Annotated in this window: 5 protein-coding genes and 1 pseudogene; 3 read left to right on the top strand and 3 right to left on the bottom strand. The window is 57.0% G+C overall.

The features are described from left to right. Positions 1-307: 307 nt before the first annotated feature. Positions 308-7921, top strand: a complete 7614-nt coding sequence (locus KPG66_RS12485) for a non-ribosomal peptide synthetase (protein ID WP_237071050.1) — start codon at positions 308-310, stop codon at positions 7919-7921. A gap of 341 nt (positions 7922-8262) precedes the next feature. Here KPG66_RS12485 and uvrA read toward each other — a convergent pair whose 3' ends face one another. Further along, entirely contained in the window at positions 8263-14190 is a 5928-nt protein-coding gene (gene uvrA, locus KPG66_RS12480) for an excinuclease ABC subunit UvrA (protein ID WP_237071049.1), read from the bottom strand. A gap of 254 nt (positions 14191-14444) precedes the next feature. Between uvrA and KPG66_RS12475 the strand changes: the two genes are divergently transcribed. Continuing rightward, the gene (locus tag KPG66_RS12475; protein WP_237071048.1) at positions 14445-14774 is read left to right on the top strand and encodes a hypothetical protein; all 330 of its coding nucleotides are present in this window, start codon (positions 14445-14447) and stop codon (positions 14772-14774) included. A 54-nt stretch (positions 14775-14828) separates the two neighbouring features. Here the strand turns inward: KPG66_RS12475 and KPG66_RS12470 are convergent, their stop codons facing one another. Both KPG66_RS12470 and KPG66_RS12465 read right to left on the bottom strand, forming a co-directional pair. Continuing rightward, complete coding sequence (locus KPG66_RS12470; protein ID WP_237071047.1) at positions 14829-15452, bottom strand: GNAT family N-acetyltransferase; 624 nt, start codon at positions 15450-15452, stop codon at positions 14829-14831. A gap of 225 nt (positions 15453-15677) precedes the next feature. Next, positions 15678-15896, bottom strand: a complete 219-nt coding sequence (locus tag KPG66_RS12465) for a hypothetical protein (RefSeq protein ID WP_237071046.1) — start codon at positions 15894-15896, stop codon at positions 15678-15680. 830 nt (positions 15897-16726) lie between these two features. On the opposite strand from KPG66_RS12465, the pseudogene KPG66_RS12460 reads away from it, so the two are divergent. Then, positions 16727-17412: pseudogene (locus KPG66_RS12460) on the top strand (hypothetical protein). Positions 17413-17912: the final 500 nt, after the last annotated feature.

Raw genomic sequence — 17912 nt, 5'->3', positions numbered from 1 at the left:
GCAAAACATAAAATTCGACAATCATTAAATAAATCGCAATGGCGCCGGATTCAATTAACTCAATCAATGTTAGCCTCAGTGAGTTAAACGACGATGTGAAGCGATTTTTATATCTGCGCAGGCAGTGCCGCGCTTAGCAGATGATAGCCTGCCAGTCTTGAATGGCACCCATACCGAGCTGGTTGAATTTCCAATGTGCTAGAGGCTAGGCATTCATATCGGATGCGCGTGCGCCACAATAGCGTAGCGCAAACTGGATGCTAAGTGGTAAAGCCATTCCCTTATATTGAACGAGTGCAAAATTAATATGAATAATCAAATTGCTAAGCTTGAAACTTCTGGCCCAACTGAAGTAGTGCATTCTTCTTCACTCGGAGCACAAAGCCCTGCGCTACAGACTAAAGAGCATTCTGCTCCATCGCGCCGGTGTGCAATTGTGGGCGGCACTACATTGGCTGTACACTGTGCGCAGCAACTTGTTGCCTCAGGGCATGTCGTCCAAGTGGTATTGGCAACCGACGCAGTGTTAAAAGCATGGGCAAATCATGAGGGGATACTTTGTGTCGATACGGTTGATTCGTTAAACAACAACATCAGACAGCATCCGGTAGATTGGTTATTTTCGGTCGTTAATCCGTTCATCCTGCCAGCGTCACTGATTGAGAACATCCGCAATGGCGCGTTCAATTACCATGACGCGCCATTGCCCCGTTACGCAGGCACTCATGCCACTTCTTGGGCGTTGTTGGCTCATGAATCTCATTACGCGATTACCTGGCATTACCTTACCGCAGCGGTGGATGCCGGGCATATTGCAGTCCAACGTCCTATTGTAATCGATGCAGACGAGACCGCACTAACATTAAATCTAAAATGTTATCAGGCAGCGCGAGAAAGTTTTAATGAATTGTTATCTGGTTTAAGCCAATGCTCATTAGTCGTACGCTCGCAAGACCCGACCCAGCGCAGTTTCTATGCCAAACACCGTCGCCCTCCGGCTGGCGCCTATTTGCGCTGGACAAGTCCAGCTCGGGATTTATCTGCATTGGTGCGTGCGCTGACGTTTGGCGAGCTTTATCTCAATCCGTTGGGCTGTCCGAAGTTGTTGCTTCAACAAGGTACGGTACAGGTGGCACGTGTTACGAGACTGGACCAGCGTTCCAGCGCTGTAGCTGGTACGGTGATCAGCATCAAGCCTCACGCCTGGCAAATTTCGACGGGTAGCGAAGATGTGTTAGTTAGCGGCTTTTCCACTCTTGAGGGCGAGCCTTTGCCCGCCCAGGATTTAGCAATACAGTCAGGCATTAGTCAAGGCGATAGACTACCCGAGCTGACCCAAAAACAAGCCGATTCGATCACTGAGATTCATGAAAGGCTAGCGCCCCACGAAGCTTTCTGGCAACAACGCTTGGCATGCCTACAGCCTTTACAGTTGCCTTTTGGACAACGTGAGCATAGCACCGAACCTGAATGGGTAGCGAGCGCATGGTGCCCGCCCTTGCAAGAGAAAGATGCATCAAATCAGACAGCGACAGCGCTACTTACTGTATTTTCGATCTATCTGGCCCGTCTGACGGCGCAAACGAAATTTCAGATTGGCTGGCACGTCAATGAAGCCCACAACTCGTTAAATGCCCTCGCCTGCTTGGCTTCAGTGGTGCCCATGGACATCGTGGCAGAGTTGGATGAACCTTTTGCAAAGAATTTGGCCAACATTCAGGCAGAGTACGCTCGCCTTGAGAAACATCGCACATTTGTGCGCGACCTAGCCTCCCGTTCCCCAGTACTTCGTGATTTGCCCCCCTTGCGTGCAAAACATCCTTGGCCAGTGGCAGTGTCGGTATTACCTAATGAAACGCAGTCTTATCTGATTTCTAGCACGGACGCAGTTGGTACGCTGATAACGCTTCAAATTAATTCACTTGGAGCATTTCGCTGGGTATATGATGCCAACCGTTTGGATGCTGTTCAGGTCCAGCGCATCAGCGAACATATACGCGAGTTGGGACATGCGTCACTGAATGCCGATCATGCTGACAAGCCAGCTAAAACATTAAACTTGCTGCCATCAGCCGAGCGAGAACTACTACTCAATACATGGAACGCAACACAACGGGATTACCCAGCGCATTCGTGTGTCCATCAGTTGTTCGAGGCGCAGGTAGCTCGCCTACCCGAGGCTACGGCACTCGTGCATGAAGGCCAGAAGCTCAGCTATATTGAACTTAATGCTCAGGCAAATCGCTTGGCACATCAGCTAATCGAGTTGGGCGTGAAGCCCGATGCGCGGGTGGCGATTTGCGTGGAACGGAGTCCTGCGATAGTAGTGGGATTGCTGGCGATTTTGAAGGCTGGGGGCGCCTATGTGCCGCTAGATCCGGCGTATCCGAGGGAGCGGCTCGCGCACATTCTGCAAGATGCGGTACCACAGATCGTGCTGGCCGATACATCGGGGCGCGCCGCACTGGGTGATGCGGCTCTGGCCAACCGTATCGTGCTGGATCCGAACACAGTGTTGGACCAACCTGACACAAATCCGCGGGTGCCAGGCCTAAGTCCAAGTCACTTGGCATATGTGATCTATACGTCCGGTTCGACTGGTACGCCTAAAGGTGTGATGGCACACCATCAAGGCGTGGTCCGACTGATCCAAGAAACTGATTACGTACAGGTTGAGCCGGAAGCGGTCTTTGCATTCGCATCGAACGTGGCATTCGATGCAGCAACTTTCGAAATTTGGGCACCCCTATTAAACGGCGCTCGCATCGAGATTATCGATCGAGAAAGCCTACTTTCTCCGTCTGCCTTGGCTCGTAAGCTCAAACAGCGTGGGGTGACCGTGCTCTTTTTAACAACGGCGCTTTTTAACCAAATCGCTAAAGAACAGGCTGATGCCTTTAGTGATCTACATTATCTGTTATTCGGAGGAGAAGCGGCAGATCCCCAATGCGTGTCTCGCGTTTTGCAGGAAGCAAAGCCGCGGCACTTGCTGCATGTGTATGGACCAACGGAAACGGTGACCTATGCGAGTTGGTATGAAGTGCGCAGCGTCACTCCGAGTCGGAGCATCCCGATTGGCCGACCGATTGCGAACACGAGCATTTACTTGCTCGATACCTACGGTCAGCCGGTGCCGCTAGGTGCGGTCGGCGAATTGTATATCGGCGGCGCGGGTGTCTCTCGCGGCTACCTGAACCGGCCGGATCTCACTGCTGAACGCTTTGTGCCTGATCGGTTCTCGGCTACCCCGAATGCCCGCATGTACAAGACGGGCGATTTAGCACGTTATTTGCCCGATGGCAATTTAGAGTTTATAGGTCGCAACGACCATCAGGTCAAGATTCGTGGCTTCCGGATTGAATTGGGCGAGATCGAGGCTTGCTTGGCCCAACACGCGCAAGTACGCGAGGCGGTAGTGCTGGCACTGGGTGATGACAGCAAAAAGCGTCTGGTGGCGTATGTAGTGGCGGAGGCCAATGATGCGCTGTCCGGCACCTTGCGCGCCCATGTTTCTGCGAGTTTGCCTGAATACATGGTGCCCAGTGCATTCGTGCGGCTTAATACGTTGCCGCTGACGCCGAACGGCAAGTTGGACCGGCGCGCACTGCCGGCGCCGGATGCGGAGGCATTCGCGCATCAAGCGTATGAGGCGCCACAGGGCAAGCTCGAAACCACGCTGGCTCAAATTTGGTCCGAGTTGCTCGGTGTCGAACACGTGGGTCGTCACGACAGCTTCTTCGCGCTCGGTGGGCATTCATTGCTCGCCGTGCAAATGATTGAACGTCTCAGACGCCTCGACCTTACCGTGTCGGTACGCACACTATTCAACACGCCCACACTCAGCAAGCTGGCCCAATCGTTGGGCCAACACTGTGAAGTGGCCGTGCCGCCCAATCTCATTACACTCGAGACTACAACGCTGACCCCCCAGTTGCTGCCATTGGTCAACCTTAACCAGGCCGACATTGACCGAATTGTCGAACAGGTCCCCGGTGGCATCGCAAATATTCAAGACATTTATGCGTTGTCGCCGATGCAGGACGGTATTTTATTTCACCATCTGCTGTCGACCGATGGTGATCCGTATTTGCTGATCGCCCAAATGGCGTTTGATGACAGGGCGATGCTCGACCGTTACTTGAATGCGGTCCAACAAGTTATCAACCGACACGATATTCTGCGTACCGCGTTTTTCTGGGAAGGTCTATCCACCCCTGCGCAGGTCGTTTGGCGTCACGCTCCACTGGCAATCACCGAGCTCGCTCTCGATCCGGAAGAGGGACAAATCACTGAGCAATTGGCCCAACGCTTTGATCCCCGGCAACACTGCCTCGATTTGACTCAAGCTCCGTTGTTGCGGTTTGTGATTACGCAGAACAATGACGGTCGTTGGCTGCTGGTTCAACTATTGCATCATCTCGTTCACGATCACTCGACGCTGGAAGTCATGCATGCGGAAGTCAAGGCCTTTATCGAAGGTCGGGATGATACGCTGCCACCCGCGCAGCCGTTTCGCAACTTGGTTGCGCAAGCGTACTTAGGCATATCGCAAGTCGAGCACGAGCGTTTCTTTACCGAGATGCTTGCCGACGTGGAAGAACCGACGCTACCGTTCGGACTGGCCGACGTGCATCACGACGGCACACAAATTACCGAGGCACATCAAAGGCTACCGCAAGCTTTAAATGATCGGCTACGTGCCCAAGCGAAACGGTTAGACGTAAGTTTAGCCAGTTTGTGTCATCTGGCCTGGGCGCAGGTGCTCGCTCGTGCAAGCAGCCAGCAGCGTGTGGTATTTGGTACAGTGTTGTTTGGACGGATGCACGCAGGCGACGGCGCAGACAGTGCAATGGGGCTATTTGTCAATACACTGCCGTTGCGTGTGGATTTGGGCAGTGACAACGTGGCAGATAGTGTGCGAAACACGCAAGCGCGGCTAGCTGCGCTGCTCGAGCATGAGCATGCGTCGCTGACGCTTGCACAACGCTGCAGTAGCGTACTAGCGGGTACACCACTTTTTAGTGCGCTGTTGAACTACCGACACAATGCAATACAGACGGTTGAGAGCGAAACGTCTCCCGGCATTGAATTCCTAAGTTTTGAGGAGCGTACCAATTATCCTCTTATACTGTCGGTGGACGATTTTGGCACTGCACTGGGATTGACAGCTCAAATTGCACAGCCGTTCGACCCTGCCCACGTATGCAGTTATATGCAACAGGCGCTGGAGAGCTTAGTCGAAGGGCTCGAATACACGCCCGATATGCCAGTTTGTCAACTAGAAATATTATCCAGCGAGGAAAGAAAACATTTGCTCAAAACGTGGAATGCGACTACAAAACCGTATCCAAAGCACATGTGCATCCACCAGTTGTTCGAAGCCCAGGTTGAGCACACGCCGCAAGCCACTGCGCTGGTATGCGAAAATCAAACACTCAACTATGCACAATTGAATGCTCAGGCCAACCACCTTGCACATCGTTTGATCGAACTGGGCGTTCAACCGGACGTACGTGTCGCAATTTGTGTAGAACGCAGTCTTGCAATGGTCGTGGGGTTGCTCGCAATCCTAAAGGCGGGTGGTGCTTATGTACCGCTTGACCCAGGGCATCCATCTGAGCGCCTCGCCTATTGCCTTAAAGATGCAGCACCAGCCATTCTGCTAGCCGATGCGGCTGGCCGTGCCGCATTGGGGGAAACAATTCTCCATTCGCTGACCGTGCTCGATCCGGCTGTATTGCCAGAATCCTCCAGCATCAACCCCAATGTTTCCGAGCTTACCCCTAGTCATCTCGCGTATGTGATTTATACATCCGGCTCGACCGGTGCTCCAAAGGGTGTGATGATCGAGCATGCACAAATTGTGCGTCTGTTTGAAACTGAACCATCTACAGAAAATCAAGCACTGAAAAGCACTCAACTGGCGTATAGCTTAACGCCTACTGATCGCGTCTTGCAAAAAACGCCTTTTAGTTTTGACGTTTCTCTCTGGGAAATTTTTTGGACTCTAATGAACGGCGCTACCCTTGTGGTAGCGCCGCCGGACGCGCACAAAGATCCCTTTGCATTAGTGGACTTGATTATACGGCAGCGTGTCACCACCGTTCACTTTGTGCCGTCCATGCTTCGTATTTTTCTCAATAGTGGAAGTATCCAGCACTGTACATCTTTAAAGCAATTAATTTGCAGTGGAGAGGCGTTATCCAGTGCAGATATTCAAATTTGCCGAGCACTGCTTCCTCAGGTGCAACTGCATAATTTGTATGGCCCCACCGAAACCTCTATTGGTACAACAGTCTGGACCTGCCCAGTAAAATGGACAGCAAAAAATGTTTTGATTGGCCGACCGATCGCAAATACGAGAGTTTACCTGCTTGACGCTCGTGGCCAGCCAGTGCCACTAGGCGCAGTGGGCGAATTGTATATTGGCGGAGAAGGAGTGGCACGCGGTTACCTGAACCGTCCGCAGCTCACTGCTGAATGCTTTGTACACGACCCATTCTCGGATCAACCCGATGCGCGCATGTATAAGACAGGAGACTTGGCACGCTACTTGCCAGACGGCAACTTGGAGTTTTTGGGCCGCAACGACCATCAGGTCAAAATTCGTGGCTTCCGAATTGAATTAGGTGAGATCGAGGCATGCTTGGCTCGGCATGCGCAGGTGCGTGATGCGGTGGTACTAGCGACAGGCGAGGATCAGGATAAACGCTTAGTAGCCTATGTAATAGCGGATGCAGACGAACAACTGGCCAACACGCTCCGCATACATCTAGCAGCTAGCCTGCCTGAATACATGGTCCCCAGTGCATTCGTACAGCTCAATGCTTTTCCGCTCACGCCGAGCGGCAAGCTAGATCGCCGCGCGTTGCCGGTACCTGACACGGGTGCACTTGCACTTCAAAAATATGAAGCGCCGCAGGGCCAACTCGAGACTACGCTTGCTGACGTCTGGGGCGAATTGCTGGGCGTGGAGCGAGTAGGGCGTCAGGACAGCTTCTTCGCGCTTGGAGGGCATTCACTGCTCGCTATTCGGATGATTGAACGCATCCGCATTACATTGGGTATCGAGATTACTATCCTTTCGCTATTCGAAACTCCCACCATCGCGGGACTGGTACAGCGCTTAGTTCAAAAAACAGGTATTCGCGATGACGCCTTCGCTGTTTTGCTTCCTATTCAACCCACTGGTACCCGGCCACCTCTTTTTTGCGTTCACCCCGTCAGTGGCTTAAGCTGGCTCTATAGGAATTTGATAAATTACTTAGATACTGATCAACCCGTTTATGGCTTACAAGCCCGAGGACTCAATGGCGCTTCACCACTTGCGGAAACAATCGATGAAATGGCGGCGGACTACATCAAGCAAATTCGCCGCATTCAGCCTAACGGGCCCTATCATCTGCTAGGGTGGTCTTTCGGCGGCAATGTAGTCCATAGTATGGCGTCGCAACTAGAACAACAAGGTGAAAGCGTGTCGTTACTGGCTTTGCTAGACAGCTATCCAGATTATGCTCAGCGAGTTGATGATCCAGATAAAATTCAAAAGGAATTTTATATTGAGCTGCTGTCCCGGTATGGGGATGACAGCATCCCAAATGTAGGAGATTATTTATGGGGAAAAACTCGGGATGTTATCAAAAATAATCATCGTCTTTTAAAAGAAGCTTCAATACCTATCTATTGTGGCGACGCACTGTTTTTTTATGCCACGATAGCGGATGATGAATCAATTCCGCTAGCCTCTCCTGATCTTTGGAAACCTTATATTCTTAAAAATATTGAAATATGCAATATACATTGCAAACATAGGGACATGGGAGGGCCTGGACCGGCCACTGAAATTGGTCAGATTCTAGCCCAAAGGTTAAGTAGTCTATATGTAAGCGCGAATTCCAGCGCACCTGGCGTGAGCGGGTGAGAAACCTTACGATTGCGTCCTCAACCACGAACTTGCGGACGCAATCCATGACAAGGTCCTTCGCCGCCTCCATGCCATTCACGGAGTCGATCAGCACGTTCGAATCAAACAAGGCTTTCCCATTCGCGGCATAGTTCCTCTTGATACATATGAAAGGCCCCCGACGTGATGATCCTTCCACATACCGAACACATCGATGCTAAGAGCGCACGTGCGTTGAAGGACATACACGTTGCCTGCGTCGCGGATCATTGGGACGCTGGGTGAAGCCGAGACTGGCTAACCATACAACCCTTTATCAATCAAAGTTAGCACCAATCAAGCGAACACCCCAGCGAGCCTCAACCCGCACGAAGATCACCGTAGGAAGCATCGTGCCCCGGCACCCGTTCACGCGCGAGCACTGATGCAAGCGCCGCGCCGGTATGGCTATGCCGGACCTTGACGAGCCCTTCGGGCGCCGCGGCGGCCACCACCGTCCCGCCGCCGGCGCCGCCTTCCGGACCCAGGTCGATGATCCAATCCGCCTCGGCGATCACATCCAGGTCGTGCTCGATCACGACGACGCTGTGCCCGGCATCGACGAGCCGGTGCAGCACATGGATTAGTTTCGCGACATCGGCCATGTGCAGGCCGACCGTCGGCTCATCAAGCACATATAACGTATGCGGAGCGCGCTGGCCGCGTCGCGCGACGTCATCACGGACCTTGCTCAATTCGGTGATGAGCTTAATGCGCTGTGCCTCGCCCCCAGACAACGTCGGCGACGGCTGCCCCAGCGTCAAGTAGCCCAGCCCCACGTCCTTCATCAACTGCAACGGATGTGCGATCGATGAGATCGCGCCAAAAAACTCGACTGCCTCATCAATCTCCATGGTCAGCACGTCACCGATGCTGCGGCCGCGCCACGTGACAGCCAGCGTCTCCGGATTGAACCGTTGCCCGTGACAAACATCACACGGCACCTTGACGTCCGGCAGGAAGCTCATGCCGATCGTGCGCACGCCCTGTCCTTCGCACGCTGGACAGCGGCCGTCGCCGGTGTTGTACGAAAAGCGCGATACCTGGTAGCCGCGCGCCCGCGCCTCCAGCGTCTGCGCAAACAGCTTGCGGATCGCATCCCAGATGCCAATGTACGTGGCCGGACAGGAGCGCGGCGTCTTGCCAATTGGCGTCTGGTCCACTTCCAGCACCCGATCGATGCCGTCCCAGCCGGTAATCGACTCACAACCGCGCCACAGATGACGGACACTGACACGCGGGCGAGCGTCGGTGCGCGCCAGCACGCTGGCGCGTCGAGCGCGTGCCGACACGTTGTCGGCGTCACCCTGTGCCGCTTTGCGCGCGCGACGCTGTGCCGGCGATGACAGCACCGAGCGCCCGACCGCATCGAGCAGGTTCGCCATCAGGACATCGCGCGCGAGCGTCGACTTGCCGGAACCCGATACGCCCGTGATCGCAACCAGCCGCGCCAGCGGAATATCGACCGTCACATCGCGCAGGTTGTGCAGCGACGCGCGCTGCACGGTCAGCCAACGCGACGGCGCCATGCGGCCGGCCGCATCGACAGCGCGCCTCGGCTGCAACGGGTGCACGATCGGTTGTGCGAGATAGCGGCCCGTCAACGACCGCGGGTCCGCCGCGATGTCGGCGACACGGCCGGATGCGACGAGCGTACCGCCGCGCTTGCCCGCGCCGGGCCCGATGTCGATGATATGGTCCGCGCGCCGGATCGTGTCCTCGTCGTGCTCGACAACGACCAGCGTGTTGCCCTTGTCGCCGAGCTTGCGCAGTGCGTCCAGCAAAATCCGGTTGTCGCGCGGATGCAGTCCGATCGTCGGTTCGTCCAGCACATAGCACACCCCTTGTAGGTTGCTGCCAAGCTGCGCGGCAAGGCGGATGCGTTGAGCTTCGCCACCGGACAAACTTGGCGCCGCACGATCCAAGCTCAGGTAGCCCAACCCGACCTCTTCGAGAAATTCGAGCCGGCTTTGTATCTCGCTGACGACGTCGCGCGCAATCTCCGCCTCGCGCCCGCCCATCTGCAATTGACTGATCCAGTGTCGCGTATCCGATACTGTCCACTGCGCAACCGCGACGATGGGCTGACCGGCAAACGTGATCGCCCGCGACACGTCGTTCAACCGCGTGCCGCCACAATCCGGGCAAGGTGTGTCGCCGACGCCTTCAGGCTCTTGCTCTTCGGAGGGCAGCGTTTGCTCACGACCCCGCTCATCACCGCCGACGACCGTATCGTCGAACGCAGCGCGTTGCTCACGCGTCAGTTTCAAACCGGTACCCACGCATGTCGTGCACCAGCCATGCTTGCTGTTGTACGAGAACATACGCGGATCCAACTCCGGGTAGCTAGTGCCGCACACCGGGCACGCACGCTTGGTCGAAAACACCTTGATCGCGCCGATATTGGCGCCTGAGCCGCCGCGCGTCATGCCGTCGAGCAGGCCGTCCAGCGGCGCGAGCACGTGCATCACGCCCTTGCCGACCTCGAGCGTGTCCGCCAGCAGGCGGCGCAACTCGCCTTCGTGATCTGCCGACACGACCAGATCGGCGACCGGCAATTCGATCGTATGCTCGCGGAAGCGGTCCAGCTTCGGCCACGGATCGACACCGACGAACGCGCCATCGACACGCAGGTGCGTATTGCCCCGTGCCTTTGCCCACTTAGCCAGGTCCGTGTAGACGCCCTTGCGGTTCACGACGAGTGGAGCGAGCAGGCCGATATGCTGCCCCTTGTAGTCACGCAGCAACTGTGCGGCGATCGACTCAATGCTCTGCGACGTGACCGGCGTGCCGTCATGCACGCAATGCTGCACACCCAGCTTCACATACAGCAGACGCAGAAAGTGCCACACTTCGGATGTCGTCGCGACCGTGCTCTTGCGGCCGCCGCGCGACAACCGTTGCTCGATGGCGACGGTCGGTGGAATACCATACACCGCGTCAACTTCCGGCCGACCAGCGGGCTGCACAATCGAGCGGGCATACGCGTTCAGCGACTCGAGATAGCGGCGCTGTCCCTCATGGAACAGAATGTCGAACGCGAGCGTCGACTTGCCCGAGCCCGACACCCCAGTGACCACATTGAACTTACCGTGGGGGATATCGACGTCAAGCGATTTCAGATTGTGCTCGCGCGCGTTGACGATCCGCACCGCATGCTCGGGGCTCGCGTGCCGCACGCGCCCCGCCGTCAACGCCGTTTGCAGCGCAACGCCGGCGGCAGCGGCCTCGCCAGCCAGGTGCGGCACCAACGGCTCGTTCACGCCATGCGCACCGGGCAATGTCGCCCTGACGTCACCTGCTTGCAATGCCCGATCGTATTGCAACAGCGCCTGACCTGTGTGCGACTGCGCGCAGCGCTTCACCTCTTCCGGCGTGCCACTGCACACGAGCTTGCCGCCCGCATCACCACCGTCGGGGCCGAGATCGATCAACCAATCCGCCGCGCGGATCACATCGAGGTTGTGCTCAATCACAATCAGCGAATGACCACGCTCGAGCAGCTTGCCGAATGCGCGCATTAGCTTCGCGATGTCGTCGAAGTGCAGACCGGTGGTCGGCTCGTCGAACATAAACAACCGTGTCGGCACGGTGCCCGCCCCCCGGCCCGGCGTGGTCTCGGCAAGAAAACCGGCGAGCTTGAGCCGCTGCGCTTCACCGCCGGACAGCGTCGGCACCGGCTGCCCGAGTTTCACATATTCGAGTCCAACGTCGACGATCGGCTGCAACACGCGCAGCACTTCCCCATCGCTGGCGAACAGCGCCGTCGCCTCGCTGACCGTTAACTCCAGTACGTCGGTGATCGCCAGGCGCCGCGTCGCGCCGCCTGGCGCCGTGCGCTCGATCGTCACGTCCAAGACTTCCGCACGATAACGCTTGCCGTCGCAATCTGGGCAGCGCAGGTACACGTCGCTGAGGAACTGCATCTCGACGTGTTCGAACCCCGAGCCACCACATGTCGGACAGCGCCCGTCCCCGGCATTGAAACTGAATGTGCCGGCCGTGTAGCCGCGCTGCAGCGCGAGCGGCGCCTTGGCGAACAGCTTGCGGATTTCGTCAAACGCGCCGACATAGCTGGCCGGGTTCGACCGCGCCGTCTTGCCGATCGGTGATTGGTCGACGAACACGACCTCGCCCAATGCGTCGGCGCCGCGCAGCGCGCGATAGGCCCCCGGCGCGTCGGTCGGCTTGCCAAAGTGGCGCGCCAGGGCCGGGTACAGCACGTTCTGCAGCAACGTTGATTTACCGGAGCCGGACACGCCTGTCACGCACACCAGCCGCTGCAGCGGAATCTCGACGGTGACGTCGCGCAGGTTGTGCTCGGTCGCCCCCTCGAGCACCAGTCTTCGCGTTTGCGCATCGACGGGGCGACGCAGCCACTCGGACGCATCGGCGACACGCTTGCGGCCGCCCAGATATGCGCCGGTCAGCGTCGCCGCATCGCGTACGTCAACTGGCGTGCCGTCGTAGACGATCGTGCCGCCACGCTCCCCTGGACCGGGGCCCATGTCAATCAGGCGGTCGGCCGCAAGCATCACAAGCGGATCATGCTCGACGACCACCAGTGTGTTGCCGGCGTCGCGCAATCGCTGCATCGCCTCGATAATCCGGCCGAGGTCGCGCGGGTGCAAGCCGATGCTGGGCTCGTCCAACACGAACAACGTATTGACCAGCGACGTGCCCAACGCGGTCGTCAGGTTGATCCGCTGCACCTCGCCGCCGGACAGCGTGCGACTCTGTCTGTCCAGCGTCAGGTAGCCAAGACCGACGTCGCACAAGTAGCGCAAGCGGGTGCGCACTTCGGCCAACAACAGCTTCAGTGCATCGTCGAGCAACAGACTCGGCAGCGTTAGCTCGTCAAAAAACCGGCAGATGCGCTCGATCGGCATCAGCATCAAATCATGGATCGTCAAGCCAGGCAACGCTTCGAGCTGCGCACGCGTCCAGTCCACGCCGCGCGGCATGAACCGCTGCTCACGCGGTAACACCACGTCCGCGTTGGCTTGTGTGCCGAGCCGCCACAGCAGCGCGTCGGTCTTGAGCCGTGCGCCGCCGCACGTGTCGCAGGGCGTATAGCTGCGATACTTCGACAGCAGCACGCGGATATGCATCTTGTACGCCTTCGATTCCAAATAATCGAAGAAACGCCGTACGCCATACCACTGCCGCTGCCAATCGCCGTCCCAATCCGGCGAGCCGTTGATTACCCAATCGCGATGCTGCGCGGACAACTGCGCCCACGGCGTGTCGCGCGGGATGCCCGCGCGCGCCGCATAACGTATTAGGTCGTCCTGGCACTCCTTCCACGCAGGGGTCTGCATCGGCTTGACCGCACCATCGCGCAGCGACTTGCGCTCGTCCGGGATCACCAGCCCAAGATCGACGCCGATCACGCGGCCAAAACCGCGACACTTGTCGCACGCGCCATAGGGCGAATTAAACGAGAACAAGGCCGGCTGCGGCTGCGCGTAGCGCAAATCACTGTGCGGGCAATGCAGGCCGGTCGAGAAGCGCCAGGTCTGCGCGGGTACGTCACCGTGCTCGGGCACCTGCACATCGACGCGGCCGCCGCCGCGCTTGAGCGCCGTCTCGATCGCCTCTACGACCCGCGCCTTGTCAGCGCCGTGCACGCGGAAACGATCCGCGACGACGTCCAGCAGCTTGCGGGAACCGGACGCGGCAGCAACCACGCGCTGCGCGTGCACGCGCGTATAACCGCTTGCCGATAGCCACTGCTCGACTTCCGCCTCCGTTGCGGTGTCCGGCAGCTCAACCGGGAACGTCACGATCACCCGCGGATCGCGCTCGCGTGTGCGTTCGACAAGCTCCGCGTAGATCGTCTCGGGCGTATCGTGGCGCACTCGCTGCGCGGTCTGCCGGTCAAATAGCTCCGCGGCACGCGCATAGAGCAGCTTCAGATGGTCGTTCAACTCGGTCATCGTGCCGACGGTCGAACGTGAACTGCGCACCGGATTCGTCTGGTCGATCGCGATGGCCGGCGGCACGCCATCGACCCGATCTACCTGTGGGCGGTCCATACGGTCCAGGAACTGACGCGCATACGCGCTGAAAGTCTCGACATAGCGACGCTGCCCTTCCGCATAGAGCGTGTCGAACACGAGGCTCGACTTGCCGGAGCCCGACGGTCCGGTCACCACCGTCATCTCGCCCGGATACAAGTCGAGGTCGAGGTTCTTCAGGTTATGCTGGCGCGCGCCACGGATACGGATTGAGTTCGAGGAAGACAATTTATCCGACCATTTTAGGATACTCCCCGATACTGTACACGCATACAGTGTTTTTGTCTTCTAGGATCGATTTTGTCTTCTAGGATCGGATCAGCGGCACGCCTCACCGCTTGTTATGACTCCCACGTCACAGGTCCCCGCTGCGCCGCGTCGCCCGCCGCCGAAAAATTCCGGCGCGCGTGCATATAAAAAACGTCAAGAGAGCGTGTGCGTCCGACACCCGACCGTGTCCCGGCGCCGACTCACTGCTGCAGTTGACCGACATTGGGCTGTGGATGTCGTTTTACGGCAGCCAATCAAATATTTACACACCGTTTTTTTGGCGAGTGACTATGCAAGATTCCCGCTTGGAGAACGTCATGTCTGATCTGTCCATCTTGAAGTATTCGATCCGCCATGGCGGCGGAAAAGGCCGCACAAGGCAACAAACACTTCGCCGCCGCCTGCGCGTGCGCCGATGGCTGGATGCGCTGGCGTTGACCGGCGTTGTCATCGCAACGGCGACGATCGTCGCAGGCCATCCGACGCTCGGACTGGGCTTCTATCTCGCTTCGACGCTGCCCCTTGTATTCCATGGGAGGTGATGCGCCAACAATGCGAGCGAAGATGAACCATGCGCTGGATAGGCGCTGCCACGCTTATGCAGCCCGGGCCAACGTGCGCCGCGCCGGCATCAATCGCCGGTCCCACTGGCCGAGCATACGTGCCGCAACCGGCGGTTTGCTCAGAATAGCGCTGTCATAGCGTTTGTCAGCAAATCGCATCACGTCAACGAGGCGAAATCCCTGTGAACAATAGAATGCGATCAGGTGCGACGCCGGATACGGGGTATCGAGCGCGAGCGCCGCGTAGCCGCGGGTGGCCGCCCAATGCTCGGCGAACGCTAGCAGCATCGTGCCGAGCCCGCGTCCTTGCCATGCCGGATCGATGCCAAACTGACGCAGCGTCGCAACATCACGCAGCCGATAGTAATCGCATGCGGAATCGACATCGCGGGCATACAACGTCATTGTGCCGATTGGCGCAGAGCCACATGCCGCGACGAAGCAATCGCCGGCCCGCGCACGTTGCATCGTCGAGATGACCGGCTGATCGACGCAGGTGCAGTTCAGCCCCATGGCCCCAAGGCCGGCGAATGCGCGATGCAACATAGCGGTCAACGACGCATAGGAATCCACGCGTGGATCGAACCGTCTGAGTGTGACGCCCCGTCCGATTGTTCGCGCCTTGCCATCATCGACATACGAGCGCTGCAATGACATGCGACTTCCTCCACACTGAATCAGCTGTACGAAGTCTAGAGCCCGGCTTTGCGGCGTCGCAAGAAAAAATACCGTAAAAACGCGGCGACTGTCGTCGCGACTCGCGCTGCACCGTCAGGCCGCGTGGCTACCGAGGCCGCGCGGGTGCCGATCGTGCCGCGCTAGTTATATTCGCACCCATAGCGATATTGATCGTTGTATTGCTACCGATACCGTTGCTGATCGTTAGATCGTTATATTGGCGCTAGTATCGTTGCTGATTGTTATATTGCCGCCAATATCGTTGCCGATCGTTATATTGCCGCCAATATCGTTGTCGGTCGTTATATTGCCGCCAGTATCGTTGCCGGTCGTTATATTGCCGCCAGTATCGTTGCCGGTCGTTGTATTGCCGCCAATACCGTTGTTGATCGTTATATTGGCGCCAGTATCGCTGCTGATCACGACGCGTCCGCTCGCTCGCGCTGTCGCTGATACGCATGAGACAATCGTCGTTCCCGTACCGCATGGTGCCCGGCTCCACGGCCACGCATCGAAGCGCGTACGCAAGGATCATCGTGGCCAGCAGCATCGCTCGTTTCTTGTGCACCAACATTCTCCATTGCATGGCCTGTGCGGGACATGGCACGGTAGCGCGGCATCGCGATCACGTGCCGAAACGACTTCGCATGCAGCGCGCCGGCAACGCGGTGTCAAACACAAAATTCGCCAAGCCAGTTATGCTTTCGGATACATCGTGACACTACAGAGGAGTTCCAGCGGCCACCCGCCATACCGGCTTAAGCCATCGTGGCATGGATGGACGTCGGATCACCAACGAGCGTCTTTAAACTCACTTTGACAAAACTTTTTACGACGCTTCGCGTTGCATCAAAAAAGACGCCGCCAACTCGATGGGCCGACGGCGATTAGGGAAAGACCCAATGCGGTCTTGCTATACAGTCTCGCTGGCAAACTGCATAACGCTTCGAGCATAAGCAACGGTTTATACAGGATTCGCTACTGTGGCACACTTTAATATATTCGACATACTATAAATTGGATTTTGACAGACGTGACTGGCAGCACCGCAATTTCTACGGCAAGCGTCGTGCCTGCACTTGATTGGGTAGTTGACTTAAGGTTCCATACGTTCATCCCGTCTAGCGTTTTGTCGCTCGTTGCCATCGCTTGTGGTCATGCCGATAAGAGGTAGCCGCGCGGATTCGGACAGTCGGTTAAGTGGAATGCTCAGAGCCTGAGCCGGCGATAATGCCGACAAAAGAACTTAGAAGATGACGAAGAGAACCCGATGGACGCACTCAACAGTGTTCAAAGCGAAAGTGGCACTGGTAGCAGTCAGAACGAGCGGACGCTGTCCGAACTGACGCAGCAGTTCGATGGGCATCCAAACCAGATCACGGAATGAGAACGGCAGTTGCAGCAACGTACGGCGGATGTGTTCGGTGCTACAAGCGCGCCACCGGTAGGCCTGAAGTCGCCGCATGCCAAGATCGGCTAGTTGGCCCTGGAGAATGATTTTTTAGAGAGCGCGCTCACCAAGGCGGAATTGCTGAGTCAAGGTCCTCGCGTACCGATTAGGGATCACGTTAGAGGCAGTGCATGCTGTCGAGATACTTAAAGAGGCATTCGCGCGATGCGGGCATCCCGAAATTGGGAATACCAACCAAGGTAGCTAGTTCACGGCGAACGCGTTCACCGAGGCCGTGTTGAGCCGAGGCATCGGAATGTCGATGGACGACAAAAGAAGCTCGCATGACAACGTGTTCGTTGAGCGGGTATGACGCAGCATCAAGTATGAAGAGCGCTACCTGAAGGCGTACGAGTCAGTCATGCCCGCCACTCCATCGGTGAACACACCGCGCTGCACAAACGGAAACAGCCCCATTCGAGTCTGACAGATCGGATGCCGGACAAGCATACCTTCGCGACGCTGCCTGCGATCAAATTGGCAGCATGATCGCCCCGGACGTGCCACTTAAAAATCTAAAAGCACTGTCCGAACGAGTAAGGCCTCACCTATGTAAAAAATACTAAACCTAAAAGAGACCAAAAAGTGCTTGAAGACTTGAGGAAGTTATGAGAGATTATTTTCGTTTTCAAACGGTTCCGTGTGCCATACAACGGCGGGAAGACTATCAAGTCGCCTTAGGAATGCAGGCTTTGCGGCACGAAGACAACGTGTTTGTATAGGATGCCACAACATTCCTGCTTTTCCTGAGAGTGGGTTCAGTGACTAGTGGCTGTTAATGATTCGCGCTGACGGGCGAACAGAGCGGCTTATTAATTCAATTTGTGCAACATCGCTTTGCCTGTGACGCGAACAGTGTCGCTTTTGGGGAGGCGCAGTATGAGCACCTTCGAGAACGCGTTTGACCAAGTTATCGGTAATGAGGCCGGTTACTCAAACCACCTTCATGATCTTGGCGGCGAAGGAATAACGCGCAAGGCCAACATGAG

It is taken from the genome of Mycetohabitans sp. B2 (assembly GCF_021733735.1).
GTDB classification, from domain to species: domain Bacteria; phylum Pseudomonadota; class Gammaproteobacteria; order Burkholderiales; family Burkholderiaceae; genus Mycetohabitans; species Mycetohabitans rhizoxinica.
This window is presented reverse-complemented; position numbering and strand designations above follow the sequence as displayed.

What these genes read in the sequence shown, in the direction of transcription:
- KPG66_RS12470 (WP_237071047.1), bottom strand. Translation starts at nt 15,452, where the DNA reads ATGTCATTGCAGCGCTCGTATGTCGATGATGGCAAGGCGCGAACAATC.
- KPG66_RS12485 (WP_237071050.1), top strand. Translation starts at nt 308, where the DNA reads ATGAATAATCAAATTGCTAAGCTTGAAACTTCTGGCCCAACTGAAGTA.